The organism is Kitasatospora paranensis, assembly GCF_039544005.1.
Classification (GTDB): domain Bacteria; phylum Actinomycetota; class Actinomycetes; order Streptomycetales; family Streptomycetaceae; genus Kitasatospora; species Kitasatospora paranensis.
The window spans coordinates 7,617,932-7,636,494 of record NZ_BAABKV010000001.1; the positions used below are offsets into that span (position 1 = coordinate 7,617,932).

Below are 18,563 nucleotides of genomic sequence, written 5' to 3' on the forward strand. Positions count from 1 at the left end.
CCGGCCCGATGAAGGACCCGCTGGACCTGCTGGACATCCCCTCCCTGCTGGGCGAGGAGGAGCGCGCCATCCAGTCCACCGTGGCGCGGTTCCTCGCGGACCGCGTCCGCCCCGCCCTGCCCGAGTGGTACGAGAACGCGCACTTCCCGCGCGAGATCGCCCCCGAACTGGGCAAGCTCGGGGTGCTCGGCATGCACCTGGAGGGGTACGGCTGCGCCGGGACGGACGCGGTCTCCTACGGGCTCGCCTGTCTGGAGCTGGAGGCGGCCGACTCGGGCTTCCGCAGCTTCGTCTCGGTGCAGGGATCGCTGTCGATGTACTCCATCCACCGCTACGGCTCCGAGGAGCAGAAGCAGGAGTGGCTGCCGCGGCTGGCCGCCGGCGAGGCGATCGGCTGCTTCGGTCTGACCGAGCCGGACTTCGGCTCGGACCCGGCCGGCATGCGGACCCGCGCCGTCCGCGACGGGGAGGACTGGATCCTCGACGGCACCAAGATGTGGATCACCAACGGTGCGATCGCGGACGTCGCCACCGTCTGGGCGGCCACCGAGGACGGCATCCGCGGGTTCCTGGTGCCGCGCGGCACGCCGGGCTTCCGCACCCAGGAGATCACCCGCAAGCTGTCCCTGCGGGCCTCCACCACCGCCGAGTTGATCCTGGACGGTGTCCGGCTGCCGGCGTCCGCCCGGCTGCCGCACGCCCGCGGCCTCGGCGCGCCGCTGTCCTGTCTGAACGAGGCCCGCTTCGGCATCCTGTTCGGCGCGGTCGGCGCCGCCCGCGACTGCCTGCAGACCGCGCTCGCCTACGGTGACGCGCGGATCCAATTCGACCGGCCGATCAGCGGATTCCAGCTCACCCAGCGGAAGTTCGCCGACATGGCGCTCGCGCTGAACAACGCCGCGCTGCTGGCGATCCACCTGGGCCGGCTCAAGGAGCAGGGCCGGATCCGCCCCGAGCAGATCAGTGCGGGCAAGCTCAACAACGTCCGGGAGGCACTGGCGATCGCCCGCGAGTGCCGCACCGTGCTCGGCGCCAACGGCATCTCGCTGGAGTACTCGCCGCTGCGGCACGCCAACAACCTCGAGTCGGTGCTCACCTACGAGGGCACCGCCGAGATCCACACCCTGGTCGTCGGCCAGGCGCTCACCGGCATCCCGGCCTACCGCTGACGGCGGGCCCCGCGGGTCACCCCAGGAAGGCGCGCAGCAACGCGGCCGTGGCACCCAGGTGCTCCTCGGTCGCGCGCCGCGCGCCTTCGCCGTCCCCGGCGAGGATCGCCCGGACCATGGCGCGGTGCTGGTCGGCGGCGTGCTCGATGTTCCGCTCCAGCATGGGGATCGCGTTGAGCAGGTCGTTGAGGCGCATCCGGGCCTCGGCGATGCTGGTGGCCAGCGACCGCGACCCGGTGAGTTCGGCGATCGCCAGGTGGAAGCGGGAGTCGAGCTGGCGGTACCGCTCCGCCCCGGCGCCCTCCAGGTCGGTCAGCCGCTGCTGGAGGTACGCCCGCTGGTCGTCGGTCAGCGGCCGCCGCGCGGCGGTCTCGGCGGCGCCGGTCTCCAGCACCAGCCGGTAGGTCAGCGCGTCCTGGAGCTCCTCGCCGAGGTCAAGGGCGGCCCGCCGGAGCTCGCCGACGTCCGGCGGCGGCATCCGGTAGGTGATGAACGTGCCGCCGTAGCGGCCGCGCCGCGACTCCACGCAGCCGGCCTGCTGGAGCGAGCGGATCGCCTCGCGCAGGGTCTCCCGGCTGACACCGAGCCGGGCCGCCAGATCGCGTTCGGCGGGCAGCCGGTCGCCGAACCCGAAGACGCCGAGCTTGATCGCCTGGAGCAGCCGTTCCACGGTCTCCTCGAAGGCGTTGCCCGTCCGGACGGGTCGGAAGATCGCCCCGGCCTGCCAGTCGATCGGTGCCTCGTCCACGGCGGCATCGTACCCGTGCACGACCGGCCCGCCGCAGTGCGCCCGGCCCCCGCACCGGCGCGGCGCCCTCTTGACGCGACCCCGATCCGCGGTGAACGATGCTGCGCACCACCTCAATGGTCTGGTTTCGGTCCATTGGGCGGGAGTGCACCCACGACGCCGTGCGTGCGCTTGTCGGTAGTACCGCCTCGACCCCCGGGGGTACCCATGCCTGCTGAACCCTCCTCCGATCAGCCCACAGACCCGGTGACGGTCGGCGGCCAGCCTGCCGCCCCGGTGTTTCCGGCGGACACCCCGCCGGTTTCCGCCGACGAACAGCGGCTGCGCGAACTCGGCTACACCCAGGAACTCGCCCGGTCGATGTCGGGCTTCTCCAACTTCGCCGTCTCCTTCTCGATCGTCTCGATCCTCTCCGGCTGTCTGACCCTCTACGGCACCGGCATGACCGCCGGCGGCCCCGCGATGATCATCTGGGGCTGGCCACTGGTCGGCGCCCTCACCCTCTGCGTCGGCCTCGCGATGGCCGAGATCTGCTCCAGCTACCCCACCGCCGGCGGCCTCTACTACTGGTCGGCCATGCTCGCCAAGTCCCGCCCGGCGGCGTGGAGCTGGTTCACCGGCTGGTTCAACTTCCTCGGGCAGGTCGCGGTGACCGCGGGCGTCGACTACGGCGCCGCGTTCTTCGCCAACGCCTTCCTCGACCTCCAGTTCGGCTTCACCGCCACCCCCTGCACACGGTCGCCATCTTCGCCGTCATCCTGCTCCTGCACGGCCTGCTCAACACCCGCGGCGTCCGGCTGGTCGCCGTCCTCAACAACGTCTCCGTCTGGTGGCACCTGGTCGGCGTCGCCGTCATCGTCGGCGCGCTCGCCCTGCTGCCCGACCGGCACGCCTCGGCGTCCTTCGTCTTCACCGAGTTCGTCAACAAGACCGGCTTCCACAACCAGTTCTACGTCGCCATGCTGGGCCTGCTGCTCGCCCAGTACACCCTGACCGGCTACGACGCCTCCGCCCACATGACCGAGGAGACCCACGGCGCCGACCGCTCCGGCCCGCGCGGCATCGTCAACGCGATCACCGTCTCGCTGGTGGCCGGCTGGATCCTGCTGCTCGGCATCACCTTCGCCATCCGGGACTACGACGGCGCGCTGGCCAGCTCCACCGCCGTCCCGCCCGCGCAGATCTTCATCGACGCGATCGGGCCGACCGGCGCCAAGCTGCTGCTGCTCATCGTGATCGGCGCCCAGTTCTTCTGCGGCATGGCCTCCGTCACCGCCAACTCCCGGATGATCTACGCCTTCTCGCGGGACGGCGCACTGCCCGGCTCGCAGCTGTGGCACCGCATCTCGCCGCGCACCCACACCCCCACCAACGCGGTCTGGCTGGCCGCCGGCGGCGCCCTGCTGCTCGGCCTGCCCGCGCTGTGGAACTCGACCGCCTACACCGCGGTCACCTCGATCTCGGTGATCGGCCTGTACATCTCGTACGTCATCCCGACATTCCTCCGACTGCGCCAGGGTGACGCCTTCCAGCGCGGCCCCTGGCATCTGGGCCGGTGGAGCAGGATCATCGGGATCGTCGCGGTCGGCTGGACAGCCGTGATCACCGTGCTGTTCATGCTGCCCACCGTCAGCCCCGTCACCGCCGTCAGCTTCAACTACACACCCGTCGCGGTCGGCGTCGTCCTCGGCTTCGCCGGCCTGTGGTGGCTGGCCTCCGCCCGGCACTGGTTCACCGGACCCAACGTCCGCGCCACACCGGACGAGCTCGCCGCACCGGAAGCCGAACTGGAGATCCGATGACCGCCGCACCCCGGCTCACCCTCGACGGACTGCACGCCCTGGTGGACGGCGGCGAGATCGACACCGTCGTGCTCGCCCTCACCGACATGCAGGGCAGGCTCCAGGGCAAGCGCCTCGCCGCCCGCTACTTCCTCGACGACGTCGTCCCGGCTCCGCCGAGGGCTGCGGCTACCTGCTCGCCGTCGACACCGACATGAACACCGTGGACGGCTACGAGATCTCCTCCTGGGAGAACGGCTACGGCGACCTCGTCCTGGCCCCCGACCTCACCACCCTGCGCCGCGTCCCCTGGCACCCGGCCACCGCGATGGTCCAGTGCGACGTCCTGCACCACGACGGCCGCCCCGTCACCGTCTCGCCCCGGCAGATCCTCCGCCGCCAGCTGGAGCGCCTGGCCGGCTACGGCTGGCAGGCCCAGGTCGGCACCGAACTCGAGTTCATCGTCTTCCAGGACACCTACGAACAGGCCTGGGAACGCGCCTACCACGGCCTCACCCCGGCCAACCAGTACAACGTCGACTACTCCATCCTCGGCACCTCGCGGGTCGAACCGCTGCTGCGCCGGCTGCGCAACGAGATGACCGGCGCGGGCCTCACCGTCGAGTCCGCCAAGGGCGAGTGCAACCTCGGCCAGCACGAGATCGCCTTCAAGTACGCCGAGGCCCTCACCACCTGCGACAACCACGCCGTCTACAAGACCGGCGCCAAGGAGATCGCCGCCCAGCAGGGCTGCAGCCTCACATTCATGGCCAAGTACGACGAGCGCGAGGGCAACTCCTGCCACATCCACCTCAGCCTGCGCGACGCCGACGGCGCCCCGGTGATGGCCGGCGACCGGCCGCACGGCTTCTCCCGCACCATGGAGCACTTCCTGGCCGGCCAGCTCGCCTGCCTCGCCGAGTTCTCCCTGCTGCTCGCCCCCACCGTCAACTCCTACAAGCGCTACGTACCGGGCAGCTTCGCACCCACCGCGATCGCCTGGGGCCGCGACAACCGGACGTGCGCCCTGCGGGTGGTCGGCCACGGCCCCTCGCTGCGGTTCGAGAACCGGGTGCCCGGCGGTGACGTCAACCCCTACCTCGCGACCGCCGCCCTGATCGCGGCGGGCCTGCACGGGGTCGAGCACCGGCTCGAACTCGAACCGGAGTTCACCGGCAACGCGTACGCCTCCGACGCGCCGCGGGTGCCCGCGACGCTCCGTGACGCGGTGGACGCCTTCGAGCGCAGCGCCGCCGCCACGGAGGCGTTCGGCAAGGATGTCGTCCGGCACTACGGCCACGCCGGTCGGGTCGAACTCGCCGCCTACGACCGGGCGGTGACCGACTGGGAGCGGCGCCGCGGATTCGAGCGGCTGTGACCGGCGGCCCGCTGGTCGGCATCACCAGCTACCTCGACGAGGCCGCCTGGGGCGTCTGGCGGCAGAGCGCCGCGCTCGTCCCGCAGACCTACGTCGACGCGGTCTCCCGGGCCGGCGGCACTCCCGTCCTGCTGCCGCCCCGGCCCGGCGGCGTGGACCGACTGCTGGACGCCCTCGACGGCCTGGTGCTGGCCGGCGGCTCCGACCTCGACCCGGCGCGCTACGGCGCGACCCCGGACCCGCGCACCGGCCCGCCCCACCGAGCCAGGGACGAACGGGAGTTCGAGCTGCTGGCGGGCGCGCTGCGGCGCGACCTGCCGGTGCTCGGTGTCTGCCGCGGGATGCAGCTGCTCAACGTCGCGCTCGGTGGCACCCTGATCCAGCACCTGCCGGACGGGAGCCACCAGAACCCGCCCGCCCGGTTCGTCCGGCAGGCCGTCCACGTCCGGCCGGACAGCCTGCTCGGGGCCGTCCTCGGCCGGGCGGCCAAGGTGTCCTGCTACCACCACCAGGCCGCCGACCGGCTGGGCACGGGTCTGCAGGCCGTCGCCTGGGCCGCCGATGAGACCGTCGAGGCGCTCGAACTGCCGGACCGCCGCTTCGTGCTGGGCGTCCAGTGGCACCCCGAGACCGATCCCGACGACCTCCGCCTGTTCGAGGCCCTGACGGCGGCCGCCGCCCGCTGACGGCCGCCGTTCGCCACCGCCCGCCCCCGCCCACGGCTTCCCACCCGAAACGAGGACACCCGTGACCGACCCCGACCGCTACGAGGTGGTCAACCCCGCCACCGAGGAGGTGATCGACACCGTCGAGATGGCCGGCCAGGCCGAGACCGATGCCGCGATCGCCCGGGCGCAGGCCGCCTTCGAGGACTGGCGGAAGGTCGCCCCCGCCGACCGGGCCCGGCTGCTGCGCGCGTTCGCCGCCGCGATCGACGCCGACCGCGAGCACCTGGCCGCGCTGGAGGTCGCCAACGCCGGCCACACGATCGGCAACGCCCGCTGGGAGGCGGGCAACGCCCGCGACGTCGTCGAGTACTACGCGGCCGCCCCGGAGCGGCTGTTCGGCCGGCAGATCCCGGTGGCCGGCGGCATCGACGTCACCTTCCAGGAGCCGCTCGGCGTCGTCGGGATCATCGTCCCGTGGAACTTCCCGATGCCGATCGCCGCCTGGGGCTTCGCCCCGGCGCTCGCGGCCGGCAACACCGTCGTCCTCAAGCCCGCCGAACTCACCCCGCTCACCGCGCTGCGGCTCGGTGAACTCGCCCTGCGGGCCGGGCTGCCCGAGGGCGTCCTGCAGATCCTGCCGGGCCGCGGCCCGGTGGTGGGCGGGCGGTTCGTCACCCACCCCGCGGTGCGCAAGGTGGTCTTCACCGGCTCCACCCGGGTCGGCAAGGAGATCATGGCGGGCTGCGCGGCCCAGGTGAAGCCGGTCACCCTCGAACTCGGCGGCAAGAGCGCCAACATCGTCTTCGCCGACGCCGACCTCGGCAGGGCCGCCGCCACGGCGCCCTACGCGGTCTTCGACAACGCCGGCCAGGACTGCTGCGCGCGCTCCCGGATCCTGGTCGAGGAGTCCGCCTTCGACGACTTCATGGCGCTGCTGGAACCGGCCGTCCGCGCCGTCCGGGTCGGCGACCCGGCGGACGAGAAGACCGAGATGGGGCCGCTGATCTCGGCCGCCCACCGCGAGCGGGTCGCCTCCTACGTCACCGGGGCGGCGTTCCGCGGCAGCGCCCCCGAGGGGCCCGGCTTCTGGTACCCGCCGACCGTGCTCGCCCCCGTCCGGCACGACGACCGGGCGTTCACCGACGAGATCTTCGGCCCGGTGGTCGCGGTCGTCCCGTTCCGCGGCGAGCAGGACGCGCTGCGGATCGCCAACGCCACCGACTACGGCCTGTCCGGTTCGATCTGGACGCGGGACATCGGCCGTGCCCTGCGGGTGGCCCGCGGCGTGGAGGCCGGCAACCTCTCCGTCAACTCGCACTCCTCGGTGCGCTATTCGACCCCGTTCGGCGGGTTCAAGCAGTCCGGCCTGGGCCGCGAACTCGGCCCGGACGCCCTCAACGCCTTCACCGAAACCAAGAACGTCTTCATCTCCACGGAGGAGTGACCAGCATGACCAAGCGACTGGACGGCCGGGTGGCGGTCATCACCGGCGCGGGCAGCGGCATCGGCCTGGCGACCGCACGGCGGTTCGCCGAGGAGGGCGCCAAGGTGGTCTGTGCCGACATCGACGAGGAGGCCGGCAGCAAGGCCGCCAACGAGGTGGGCGGCCTGTTCGTGCGCGTCGACGTCACCGACGAGGACGCGGTGCGGGAGCTCTTCCAGCAGGCCGTCGACACCTATGGCCGGCTCGACATCGCGTTCAACAACGCGGGCATCTCCCCGCCGGACGACGACTCCATCCTCACCACCGGCCTGGACGCCTGGCGGCGCGTCCAGGAGGTCAACCTCACCAGCGTCTACCTGTGCTGCAAGTACGCCATCCCGCACATGCAGCGCCAGGGCAAGGGCTCGATCATCAACACCGCGTCCTTCGTGGCGGTGATGGGCGCGGCGACCTCGCAGATCTCCTACAGCGCCTCCAAGGGCGGCGTGCTCGCGATGTCGCGGGAGCTCGGCGTGCAGTTCGCCCGCGAGGGCATCCGGATCAACGCGCTCTGCCCCGGGCCGGTGAACACCCCGCTCCTGCAGGAGCTGTTCGCCAAGGACCCGGAGCGGGCGGCCCGCCGGCTGGTGCACATCCCGCTCGGCCGGTTCGCCGAGCCGGAGGAGATCGCGGCCGCGGTCGCCTTCCTCGCCAGCGACGACTCCTCGTTCATGACCGCCAACACCTTCCTGGTGGACGGCGGCATCTCCGGGGCGTACGTCACGCCGAACTGACGCGTGCCGCCCCCGGCTCAGCCCCGTCCGCGGGCCGGGGGCAGCACCCCGAGCGAGACCAGCCGCCGGTGGACGACGGCCACCACCAGCGCGGCGGCGAGGATGACGGCGCCGCCGGTGCGCAGCACCGTGTCGTACGCGTCCTGCGGGCTGTGCCGGGGCGTCAGGGCGGTGATCGCGGAGGCGGCCGCGGCCAGCGCGACGGCGCCCAGCGTCACCAGGCAGGTGAGCACCACCCCGGAGGCCTCGCCCGCCCGTGCGGGCGACACGACCTGCTGGGTGGCGACGCTGGAGAACGTCCAGCCGAGTCCGAGCCCCAGGCCGCACCAGGCGAACACCGGGACGTACAGCCACCAGGACTCCACCGCGGCCAGGGCGACCATCCCGGTGCCGGCGACCACGCCGGCCGCCGCCATCACCGCGGTCGGCCGCATCCGGGTCGCCAGCCGTCCGCCGAGCGGGCCGGTCAGGGCCACCACCAGGGCCGGCGCGAGGAACACCGCCCCCGCGGCCAGCGCGGACAGGCCGCGGACCTCCTGCAGGGACAGCGTCGCGAGGAACACCGTCACGCCGTAGCCCATGTTGCACACCGAGCCCATGGCGGTGACCAGGTCGAACGAGAGGTTGCGGAAGAGCCGGAAGTCCACCAGCGGGTGCGGGACGCGGCGTTCATGCCGGACGAACAGCACCCCGCAGCCGACCGAGGCCCCGAGCAGCACCAGGGTGCGGGCGCTGCCCCAGCCCCAGGCACTGCCCCGCTCGACGGCCAGGGTGAGCGCGGCCAGGCAGCCCACCACGGCGGCGCACCCGGGCAGGTCGATCTGCCGGGGCGCGGACTCGTCCCGCGAGTCGGGGACGAAGACGGCGGCGGTCAGCAGGGCGGCTCCGCTGAGCGGCGCCAGCAGCCAGAAGATCCACCGCCAGCCCGGACCGTCGGTCAGCCCGCCGCCGACGAACGGGCCCAGCGCCGTCCCGAGGTTGGCCACGCCGAACGCGGCGCCCAGCGCTCGGGACCGGGTCGCGTCCGGGAAGGTGTTGCTGATCACCGACACCGAGGTCGGGAACACCAGGGCGGCCCCGACCCCCTGGACGATCCGGCAGGCGACCAGCGCGCCCAGACCGGGCGCCGCCGCGCAGCCCGCCGAGGCGGCGGCGAACAGGCCGAGGCCGCACAGCAGCACCGGCCGGCGCCCGAAGAGGTCGCCGAGCCGGCCGCCCACGATGAAGAGGCAGCCGATCGCCAGCATGTAGGCCGACAGCGTCCACTGCGCCGCCGCGGCGGTCACCCGCAGTTCGGCGGCGATGCCCGGGATGGCGAGGTTCAGCGCGAAGAAGTCCACCTGGATGCAGAACAGCGCCACCGACACCGCCGCGAACGCGCCCGCCCGTACCGTCCGCTCCCGGTGGCCCACCGTCACCCGCTCCCTCCGGCCGCCCCGCCCTGCCCGCCACGCGCCGGGCCGTCCGTGCCCGGCGGACGCCGGACGGCCGGGCGGCACTCCCCGTGGAGCGCCGCCCGGCCGTCGCGGTGATCCCCCGTCAGGAGGTGGCGTCGCCACCGACCGCACCGGAGAAGCCCTCGCCGTCGGCGTCGCCGCCGACCGCGAACGCCGGGCCGTCCGTGGAGGACGCGTCGCCGCCCACCGCCAGGGCGTGCTCGACGATCGACTCCGCGTCGCCGCCGACCGCCAGCGCCGAGCTGTCGTCCGAGGCGACGTCGCCGCCGACCGCCAGCGAGTGCGGGTGCATCATGTGCGCGGACGCGGTGCCCGCGGCGCCGAACAGCGCGAGGCCGGCGACGAGCACGGCGGTGGTGGTCCTGGCAAGGCTGGAACGCATGGGTCCTCCTGGTCGGTGAGCCGGACGGCACCGATCCTGCGGCCCGGGGCGCGGCCGCATACGAACCGACACGGCGGCTCACCCGACCGTGCCGCCGCAGTCACCCGCGTGGCGCAGCCCGGTGGGGCCGTCAGTGCGCGGAGCCGGGCGGCAGCTCCAGCTCGAACCAGACCACCTTGCCGTCGCCGGTGGTGCGCACGCCCCAGCGGTGCGCCAGCTCGTTGACCAGGTGCATGCCCCGGCCGCCCTCGTCCTCGGTGTGGGCCCGGCGCAGCCGCGGCTCACGGCTGTCCCGGTCGGAGACCTCGACCGTGAGCAGCTGGTTGCGGAATAGCCGCAGCCGCACCGGCGCACCGGCGTGCACCAGGGCGTTGGTGATCAGTTCGCTGGTCAGCAGCTCGACCAGGTCGGCGGCGCCGGCCAGCCCCCACGCGGTGAGGGTGCGACGGGTGAACCGGCGGGCGTGCCGGACCATCGCCTTGTCCCCCTCCAGTGTCAGGGTGGCGAGGCGGTCGCCGCCGACCGGCCGGGCGTGCGCCAGGATCACCGCGATGTCGTCCTGCCCGGCGGAGGCCCCGAGCGCGGAGAGCACCGCGTCGCAGGTCTTCTCCAGCGAGTCGCGCCGGGTGGCGACCGTGTGGCGCAGCAGGTCGATGCCCTCGTCGAGATCCCGGTCGCGCCGCTCCACCAGGCCGTCGGTGTACATCACCAGGATGGCGTCCTCGGCGAGCGTGAAGCGCACCGACTCGAACGGCACCCCGCCGATGCCCAGCGGCGCCCCGGGCGGCAGCTCCAGCAGCTCGGTGCTGCCGTCGGGCAGGGCGATCACCGGTGGCAGGTGGCCGGCGGTGGCGGCGGTGCAGGAGCGGTCCGCCGGGTCGAACAGCACGCAGACGCACGTGGCGAACTGGCTCTCGCCGATCTCGGCCGCCGCGTCGTCGAGCCGCCGCATCACCCGGGCCGGGTCCATGTCCAGGGTGATCAGCGTCCGGGCCACCGTCCGCAACTGGCCCATGGTGGCCGCGGCGCGGATGCCGTGCCCCATCACGTCGCCGACGATCAGGGCCACCCGGCCGCCGCTGAGCGGCACGACGTCGAACCAGTCGCCGCCGACCTCGCTGATCACACTGCTCGGCAGGTACCGGTGGGCGATCTCCAGGCCGGGCGTCCGGTGCACGTCCTGCGGCAGCAGGCTGCGCTGCAGGGTGAGCGCGGTGTCGCGCTCCCGCCGGTAGATCCGCGCGTTGTCGATGCAGACCGCGGCGCGCGCCGCCAGCTCCTCTGCCAGCGCCACGTCGGCGTGCGTGAACGCCTCCGGATTGCGGGTGCGGACGAACTCGATGCCGCCGAGCACCGTGCCCCGCGCCAGCAGCGGCACCATCAGGTACGAGTGGACGCCGGCCTCCAGGCTGGGCGCGATCCGGTCCGGGTGGGCGACGATCCGGCGCAGCGCCTCCTCGTCGACGTGCGGCACCAGGATCGACCGGCCGGTGCGCAGGCTCTGCGCGTACAGCTGCGCCGAGCGGGAGCTGCCGCCGACCGGATCGGCGGCGCCCACCATCGTGCCGTCGTCGCCGACCTCGCCCACGGCGACGGCCCGCAGCATCACCGAGCCGTCGCGCGGCACCGGCTCCGGCTCGTCGCCCTCCAGCAGTGACTCCAGCAGGTCCACGGTGATGAAGTCCGCGAACCGCGGGATCACGACCTCGATCAGCTCCTCGGCGGTGCGCTGCAGGTCGAGCGTGGTGCCGATCCGGGTGGATGCCTCGTTGAGCAGCGCCAGCCGGGCCTGGGCGGCGCCGGCCGCCTCCAGGGCGCGCTGCCGCTGCTCGGCGGCGTCCCGCTCGCGGGTGTAGAGCAGCGCGTTGTCGATGGAGACGGCGGCCCGGGCCGCGAGCTCCCCGGCGAGCCGCAGGTCCTCCTCGTCGTACGGGCGCTCGGTGATGCTGCGGTAGAAGGCGGCGACGCCGACGGCTGCGCCGCGGGCGATCAGCGGCACGACCATCACCGAGCGCACGTGCTGCTCCCGGACGGCGGCGGCCCGCTGCGGGTCGTCGCTGAACCAGTTCAGCGCGCGGGCGTCGAGCCGCGGCAGCAGCACCGGCCGGCGGTGGGCCAGCACCCAGGCGTAGGGCGTGGACGGGTGGAAGCGGTGCACGCTGTCGACCGGGGCGACCGGGCTCATGCCGCTGCCGGGCACGGTGTGGAAGGCCATCCGGCGCAGCACGGCCGAGCGGTCGGCGCGGCCCTGCGGGGCGCTGTCGGCGCCGCGCACCAGCGGGTCGAGGACTTCGACGATCACCGTGTCGGCGAGCCGGGGGCTGGCGGTCTCGGCGAGTTCGCGGGCCGTCTGGGCGAGGTCGAGGGTGGTGCCGATCCGGGCCGAGGCGGCGTTCACCAGGGCGAGCCGCTCCTGCGCGGCACGGGCCTCGGTGAGGGCCTGTTCGCGGGCCTGCGCGGTCTGCCGCTGGTGCAGGTAGAGCCGGGCGTTGTCGATGGAGACCGCGGCCCGGGAGGCGAGTTCGTCGCCGAGCGTGCCGTCGGCGTCGCTGAAGCCCTCCCGGTCGGCCTTGCGCGAGTAGACCACCATGCCGAGCACCGTTCCGCGCGCCACCAGCGGGGTGACCCGGACGGGGCGCGGGCGGTCGTCGAGGTATTCGCGGACCTGCGCGGTCAGCTCCTTGTCGGCCAGCAGCGGCAGGTCCCAGTTGGGCGCGACCACGGTCGTGCCGGTGCTCAGGGCCTGCTCGTAGACCGAGCCGCGCGGGATCCGGTAGACCCGTTCGGTGGGCAGCCGGCCGATCGGGTGGTCGGGATCGGTGGTGGCGACCGCGAGCCGGCGGACCTCCAGCGGGGCGTTCTCGGCGGGCGGCTCGGTGCCCGACACCAGGTGTTCGAGGGCGAACACGCCGACCGCGTCCGCCAGCCGCGGCACGATCACCTCGGCCAGTTCGCTGGCGGTCTGCCGCAGGTCGAGCGTGGTGCCGATGGAGGCGGTGGCGTCGGCGAGCACGGACAGCCGCTCCTGGGCGGTGGCGGCGGCCCGCTCCGCCCGGAAGCGCTCGGTGACGTCCACGATGGTCGAGCTGACGCCGAGCACCTCGCCGTCCTCGTGCTGCAGCCGGAAGTAGGACGCGGACCAGGCGTGGTCGTGGCCGGGGTCGCCCGGGGTGCGGCCGTGCGAGCGGGCGTCGACCACCGCGGGGCCGCCGGCCAGCACCGCGCGCATCACGGCCTCGATCTCGCGGCCGTTGATGCCGGGCAGGACGTCGGTGATCCGCCGCCCGAGGTGCTCGGCCACCGGCATGCCGTTGATCCGGGCCAGCGCGTCGTTCAGCCGGACGAAGCGCAGGTCCTCGTCGTACACCGCCATGCCCACCGGCGACTGGGTGAAGAAGCCGTCCAGGACGGCGAGGTCGGACTGCAGCCGGCGCAGCACCGTCACGTCGGAGGCGACCGCCAGCACCAGCGGACTGCCGTCGGGCCCGGCGATCGGATGCGTCCGGAACTCCAGGTTCACGTGGTGGCCGGAGCGGTGCTTGACCGGGAAGACGCCGGACCACGCCCGGCCGCTGAGGATGTCCGTGAACAGCGCCATCACGTCGTCCCGCTGGTCCTCGGTGATCAGCAGGTTGGCGGCGCGCGCACCGACCGCCTCGCGGGTGCTGTAACCGAGCAGTGACTCCGCGTCCGGGCTCCAGTGCAGGATGCGGCCGTCCGCGGCGATCAGCGCCGTGGCGATCGGCACCATGAGGAGGCCGTCGAGTACCCGGCTCCCCTGATCCGCCGCCGGATCCGCGCGGCCCGGCGGCTCTTCATCCCGCTCGTAGCTCTCCACAGGCACCGTCCGAAGGTCGGCGTTCCGCCCTGCCATCCTCCCATGGCGGCCCGGAGCCGCCCAGAGGAGCGGCGGTGGGCGGCTAGGCTACGGACGGTGAGACGCAGGTCGGGTGTTCCGGACAGCCCGCTGCCGCAGCGGGACGGCATCGACGCGGTGCGGCTGCGGCTGCCCGCCGAGGGCCCCTGGCCGACCGTCCGGGACCACCTGGTGGAGCGGTACGGCCGGGCGATCGGCGCGGAGCGGGTCGACGCCATGCTGCGCGGCGGCGCCTTCCTGGCCGTGGACGGGCCGCTCGCCCCGGAAACGCCGTACCGGCCGGGCGCGTTCGTCTGGTTCCACCGCGAGTTGGAGCCGGAGACGCCGGTGCCGTTCGGGATCGACGTGCTGTACCGGGACGAGCGGATCGTGGTCGCCGACAAGCCGCACTTCCTGGCCACCACACCGCGCGGTGTCCACGTGCGCGAGACGGCGCTGGCGCGGCTGCGCCGCGACCTGGAGCTGCCCCGGCTGAGCCCCGCGCACCGCCTGGACCGGCTGACCGCGGGGCTGGTGCTGTTCGTCGTCGCATCCGAGCACCGGGCCGCGTACCAGGGCATGTTCGAACGCCGCGCGGTCCGCAAGGAGTACCTGGCGGTGGCGGGCCGCGATCCGGCGCCGGAGCTGCCGTGCACCGTGCGCAGCCGCATCGTGAAGGAGCGCGGTGTGCTGGCCGCGCGGGAGGAACCCGGCGAGCCCAACAGCGAGACCCGGATCGAGCTGGACGGCCTGCGCGGCGATCTGGCGTCCTACCGGCTGCACCCGCACACCGGCCGCACCCATCAACTGCGGGTGCACATGGCGGCGCTCGGCCTGCCGATCCTCGGTGATCCGCTGTACCCCGCGGTGCTGCCCGAAGCGGCCCCGGACGACTTCCGGCGGCCGCTGCAACTCCTTGCCGCAGTGCTGGAGTTCGAGGACCCGGTGACCGGGTCGCCGCTGCGCTTCGAGACCCGCCGCCGGCTCGCTGCCTGGGCGGACCGGCCCGGCTGGGAGGCCGGCCGCCCGTAGCGCGTCACAGGCCGTCGCCGGCCAGGGCCCGGACGGCGGCCACCGTGTCCGCCTCGGCGGCCGTCTTGTCGGTGCGGTAGCGCACGACGCGGGCGAACCGCAGTGCCAGCCCGGCCGGGTAGCGGGGGCTGCGCTGCAGCCCGTCGAAGGCGACCTCCACCACCAGTTCGGGCCGCACCTGCACGTCGTACGCGCCGCGCCCGGTCTCCCGCGCGAGCAGCTCGGCGGTCTGCCAGGCCAGCATCTCGTCGGTGAGGCCCTTGAACGTCTTGCCGAGCATCACCCACGCCGGCAGCCCCTCCTCGCCGCCCGACCGCGCCCCCAGGTGCAGGTTGGACAGGAATCCGCGCCGCCGCCCGCTGCCCCACTCGGCGGCCAGCACCACCAGGTCCAGGGTGTGGTGCGGTTTGACCTTCGTCCAGCCGGCGCCGCGCCGCCCGGCCGCGTACGGCGCCGCCGGGTCCTTCACCAGCACCCCCTCGTGGCCGGCCGCCAGCGCGTCGGCGAGGAACGCCTCGGCGGTCGCCCGGTCGGCGGTCACCGTCCGCGGCACCCGCAGCGCGCCCTCCACCGCCCCGGCCAGCTCCGCCCAGCGCCGCTCGCCGGGCTCGTCGACCAGGTCGGTGCCGTCGCGGTGCAGCAGGTCGAAGAAGTACGGGTGCAGCGGCACCTCGGCGCGCAGCCGCTCCGGGTCCTGCCGGGAGGCGGTGCGGGCGGCCGTCACCTGGAAGGGCCGGGGCCGGCCGTCCGGGCCGAGGGCGATCGCCTCGCCGTCCAGGACCGCCGAGCGGACGGGCAGCGCCCGCGCCGCCGCCACGATCTCCGGCACCCGGCCGGTGATGTCGTCGAGGCTGCGGGTGAACACGGCGACCTCGTCGCCGTCCCGGTGCACCTGGATCCGGATGCCGTCGAGTTTCCATTCGAGGGCGGCCGGGGCGACCTTCTCGAGCGCCTCGGCGACCCCGGGGGCGGCGCCGGCGAGCATCGGCCGCACCGGTCGGCCGATCTCCAGCCCGAACCCGGCGAGGTCGGCGGCGCCGCCGGTGAGTGCGGCCTGCGCCACCGCCCGCGCCGAGCCGCGGAACATCAGGGCGCGCCGGACGGCGGCCGCCGGCACCCCGGCGGCCTTCGCCACTGCCTCCGCCATCACCCCGTCGAGCGCGCCCTGCCGCAGCTCACCGGCCAGCACCCCGCGCAGTAGCCGCTGTTCGGGTTCGGTGGCGCGCCCGAACAGGTCGTCGAGCAGTCGGCGCCGCTCGGCCTGCGCGCCGTGGCCGTGCACGGCGGCGATCCGGCCGAGCAGGTCCTCGGTCTCGCGGACGCCGAGTCCGGCGGCCCTCGCGGGCGGCGGCAGCTCGCGGAGCGCGGCGTACCCCACGCCGATCCGCATCCGGCGGGACTCGCCGGACAGCAGTGCCACGGCGGCCGGCGCCTCGTCCGGGCCGAGCTCCCGCAGACCCGCGGCGAGCAGGCCGATCTTGGCCGTCCGGCCGGACTCGGCGGCCACCGCCTGCGACATCCGCGCGACGTTCTCCAGCACGATCGACTCCCGACCCGAGACGGTGTTCCCCGAACCATCCTGCGCCGGTGAGGCCGGCGGGGTGCTCCCGGCGCGCGGCCGGCCGGGCGCGCCGGGGCGCCACCGGGGTTCACCGGTGCGGGCCGCTGCGCAGGCGGCGCGGGCCCGGTCGGGTGACGATGCGAGGGTGACCACCAGTGAGATCGGCCCGGCGGCCCCGCCCGTCGCACCGCCCGTCCTGGACCGGCGGCAACGCAACATCGTGTTCGGCACGATCCTGCTCGGCATGCTGCTCGCCGCCCTGGACCAGACGATCGTCGGCACCGCGCTGCCGACGATCGTCTCGACCTCGGCGGCGCCGCGCACATGTCCTGGGTGGTGACCGCCTACCTGCTCGCCGAGACGGTGGCGACCGCGCTGGTCGGCAAGTTCGGTGACATGTTCGGCCGCAAGGTGGTCTTCCAGGTCTCCGCGATCGTCTTCATCACCGGGTCGTTCTTCTGCGGCCTGGCGACCAACATGTCGCTGCTGATCGGCTGGCGGGCCCTGCAGGGCGTCGGCGCGGGCGGTCTGATGGTCACCTCGATGGCCCTGATCGCCGACGTCATCCGCTGCGCGAGCGCGGCAAGTACCAGGGTGCGATCGGCGCGGTGTTCGGCGTCGCCACCGTGATCGGCCCGCTGCTCGGCGGCCTGTTCACCGATCACCTGACCTGGCGTTGGGCGTTCTACGTCAATGTGCCGATCGCGATCCTCGTGGTGGTGGCCGCGGCCCGGAACATCCCCAGCATCCGCTCGGTCGGCCGGCCGGTGATCGACTACCTCGGTATCGGCCTGGTGGCGGTCGGTGCGAGCTCGGTGATCCTGGCGACCAGCTGGGGCGGCGTCGAGTACGCCTGGTCCTCCCCGGTGATCATCGGGCTGTTCGTGCTGGGCGTCGTCGCTCTGGGCCTGTTCTGCCTGGCCGAGACCCGGGCGGCGGAGCCGATGCTGCCGATGCGGCTGTTCGCCAACCCGGTCTTCACCGTCTGCTCGGTGCTGAGCTTCATCGTCGGCTTCGCCATGCTCGGCGCGTTGACCTTCCTGCCGACCTTCCTCCAGTACGTGGACGGCGACTCGGCCACCGTCTCGGGCGTGCGGACCCTGCCGATGGTGCTGGGCCTGCTGGCCGCCTCGATCTTCAGCGGGACGGTGGTCAGCCGCACCGGCAAGTACCGGATCTTCCCGATCGTCGGCACCTTCGTGATGGGCGTCGGCCTGTACCTGCTGTCGCTGATGCGGGCCGGTACCGGGACCTGGCTGCAGTCGCTGTACATGCTGGTGCTCGGTGTCGGGATCGGCCTGTCCATGCAGGTGCTCACCATCGCGGTGCAGAACACCGTCGACTACGCCGACCTGGGGACGGCCACCTCAGGAGTCACCTTCTTCCGCACCCTCGGATCGTCCTTCGGCACCGCGGTCTTCGGCACCATCTACACCAACGCCCTCGGCGACCGGCTGCCCGACGCGATCGCCACCTCGGCCCGGCTGACCGGCGCCGATCCGGCGGTGCTGGCGCAGGCGTCGCAGAGCCCCAAGGGCCTCCACGCGCTGCCCGCCGCCCAGGCCGCCCCGATCATCGACGCCTACGCCGAGGCCCTGCACACCGTGTTCCTGTGGGCGGTGCCGGTGGCCGGCGTCGGCTTCGTGGTGGCGCTCTTCCTCAAGCAGGTCAAGCTGCGGGACTCGGCCAGGGCCACCTCCACCGACATGGGCGAGGGTTTCGCCTCGCCGAACTCCGGCGACTCCGCCCGGTTGCTGGAGCTCTCGGTCGGCAAGATCCTCCGCAACACGGACATCGACACCGCCCGGCGGATCGTCCGGGGCTCCGGCACCCGGCTGGACATCGGCGGCGCCTGGGCGGTGATGCAGGTCGAGCTGTTCACCCGGACGGTCGGCCATGCCGGCCTCGGCCTGATCGCGGCCACCCGGCGGCTGCCCCGGAGGTGCTGGAGCCGGTTTTCGAGCGCACCGTCGCCCAGGGCTACCTGTCCCGCTCCGACGGCTACTACAGCCACACCGACGCCGGCCGCCGGGAGACCGACCTGCTCACCCGCGCCTGGGCGGGGTGGCTGAACGAGCAGTTGGAGAAGGACCGCGGCCGGCCGCGCAGCGTCGAGCTGCGCGCCGCCGTCGATGCGATCGCCAAGCGGCTGATCGTCGAGGACCTGGCGGAGGGGATGCCGCCCGGTCACCCGGACGCCCCGGTACCGGCAGGCGCGCGCCGCTGACCGGGTCCGCCGCTGACCGGGCCCCGCGCGGCGGGCCCTCAGTCAATGAAGGCGGCGGCCAGCAGGGCGACGTCGTCGTCGGGGGCG

10 protein-coding genes and 3 pseudogenes are annotated in these 18,563 nt (G+C 73.8%); 8 read left to right on the top strand and 5 right to left on the bottom strand.

What is annotated here, in order from left to right; all coding sequences use genetic code 11:
• The first annotated feature begins 8 nt into the window (after nucleotides 1-8).
• Nucleotides 9-1,169 carry an acyl-CoA dehydrogenase family protein gene (locus ABEB13_RS36170; protein WP_345709946.1) on the top strand — a complete coding sequence of 387 codons (1,161 nt, stop codon included), beginning with the start codon at nucleotides 9-11 and terminating at the stop codon, nucleotides 1,167-1,169.
• Between the two features lie 16 nt (nucleotides 1,170-1,185).
• On the opposite strand, the gene ABEB13_RS36175 is transcribed toward ABEB13_RS36170, so the two are convergent.
• Nucleotides 1,186-1,917, bottom strand: coding sequence for a FadR/GntR family transcriptional regulator (locus ABEB13_RS36175; RefSeq protein WP_345708890.1), 732 nt, complete (start codon nucleotides 1,915-1,917; stop codon nucleotides 1,186-1,188).
• 360 nt (nucleotides 1,918-2,277) lie between these two features.
• Between ABEB13_RS36175 and ABEB13_RS36180 the strand changes: the two are divergent.
• The 5 genes and pseudogenes from ABEB13_RS36180 (at nucleotide 2,278) to ABEB13_RS36200 (ending at nucleotide 7,961) form a co-directional block, all read left to right on the top strand.
• Nucleotides 2,278-3,719 (top strand): annotated as a pseudogene (locus ABEB13_RS36180) (amino acid permease).
• Nucleotides 3,716-5,076, top strand: a pseudogene (locus ABEB13_RS36185) (glutamine synthetase family protein). Before ABEB13_RS36180 ends, ABEB13_RS36185 begins: the two co-directional pseudogenes overlap by 4 nt.
• Nucleotides 5,073-5,762 (top strand): gamma-glutamyl-gamma-aminobutyrate hydrolase family protein, encoded by a 690-nt coding sequence (locus ABEB13_RS36190; protein ID WP_345708891.1) that lies wholly within the window; start codon nucleotides 5,073-5,075, stop codon nucleotides 5,760-5,762. The pseudogene ABEB13_RS36185 and the gene ABEB13_RS36190 overlap by 4 nt, the downstream one beginning before the upstream one ends.
• A 61-nt stretch (nucleotides 5,763-5,823) precedes the next feature.
• On the top strand, nucleotides 5,824-7,188 hold the full coding sequence (locus ABEB13_RS36195; protein ID WP_345708892.1) for an aldehyde dehydrogenase family protein: 1,365 nt from the start codon (nucleotides 5,824-5,826) through the stop codon (nucleotides 7,186-7,188).
• A 5-nt stretch (nucleotides 7,189-7,193) separates the two neighbouring features.
• Nucleotides 7,194-7,961 (top strand): 3-oxoacyl-ACP reductase, encoded by a 768-nt coding sequence (locus ABEB13_RS36200; protein ID WP_345708893.1) that lies wholly within the window; start codon nucleotides 7,194-7,196, stop codon nucleotides 7,959-7,961.
• A 17-nt stretch (nucleotides 7,962-7,978) separates the two neighbouring features.
• Here ABEB13_RS36200 and ABEB13_RS36205 read toward each other — a convergent pair whose 3' ends face one another.
• The 3 genes from ABEB13_RS36205 to ABEB13_RS36215 form a co-directional block, all read right to left on the bottom strand.
• Complete coding sequence (locus ABEB13_RS36205) at nucleotides 7,979-9,379, bottom strand: MFS transporter (RefSeq protein ID WP_345708894.1); 1,401 nt, start codon at nucleotides 9,377-9,379, stop codon at nucleotides 7,979-7,981.
• Between the two features lie 121 nt (nucleotides 9,380-9,500).
• Nucleotides 9,501-9,800, bottom strand: coding sequence for a hypothetical protein (locus ABEB13_RS36210; protein ID WP_345708895.1), 300 nt, complete (start codon nucleotides 9,798-9,800; stop codon nucleotides 9,501-9,503).
• A 130-nt stretch (nucleotides 9,801-9,930) separates the two neighbouring features.
• On the bottom strand, nucleotides 9,931-13,551 hold the full coding sequence (locus tag ABEB13_RS36215; protein WP_345708896.1) for a SpoIIE family protein phosphatase: 3,621 nt from the start codon (nucleotides 13,549-13,551) through the stop codon (nucleotides 9,931-9,933).
• Between the two features lie 183 nt (nucleotides 13,552-13,734).
• Here ABEB13_RS36215 and ABEB13_RS36220 point away from each other — a divergent pair, with 183 nt between their 5' ends.
• Complete coding sequence (locus tag ABEB13_RS36220) at nucleotides 13,735-14,688, top strand: pseudouridine synthase (protein ID WP_345708897.1); 954 nt, start codon at nucleotides 13,735-13,737, stop codon at nucleotides 14,686-14,688.
• A gap of 4 nt (nucleotides 14,689-14,692) precedes the next feature.
• On the opposite strand, the gene ABEB13_RS36225 is transcribed toward ABEB13_RS36220, so the two are convergent.
• Nucleotides 14,693-16,231 (bottom strand): ATP-dependent DNA ligase, encoded by a 1,539-nt coding sequence (locus ABEB13_RS36225; protein WP_345709947.1) that lies wholly within the window; start codon nucleotides 16,229-16,231, stop codon nucleotides 14,693-14,695.
• 163 nt (nucleotides 16,232-16,394) lie between these two features.
• On the opposite strand from ABEB13_RS36225, the pseudogene ABEB13_RS36230 reads away from it, so the two are divergent.
• Nucleotides 16,395-18,476, top strand: a pseudogene (locus ABEB13_RS36230) (MDR family MFS transporter).
• Nucleotides 18,477-18,563: the final 87 nt, after the last annotated feature.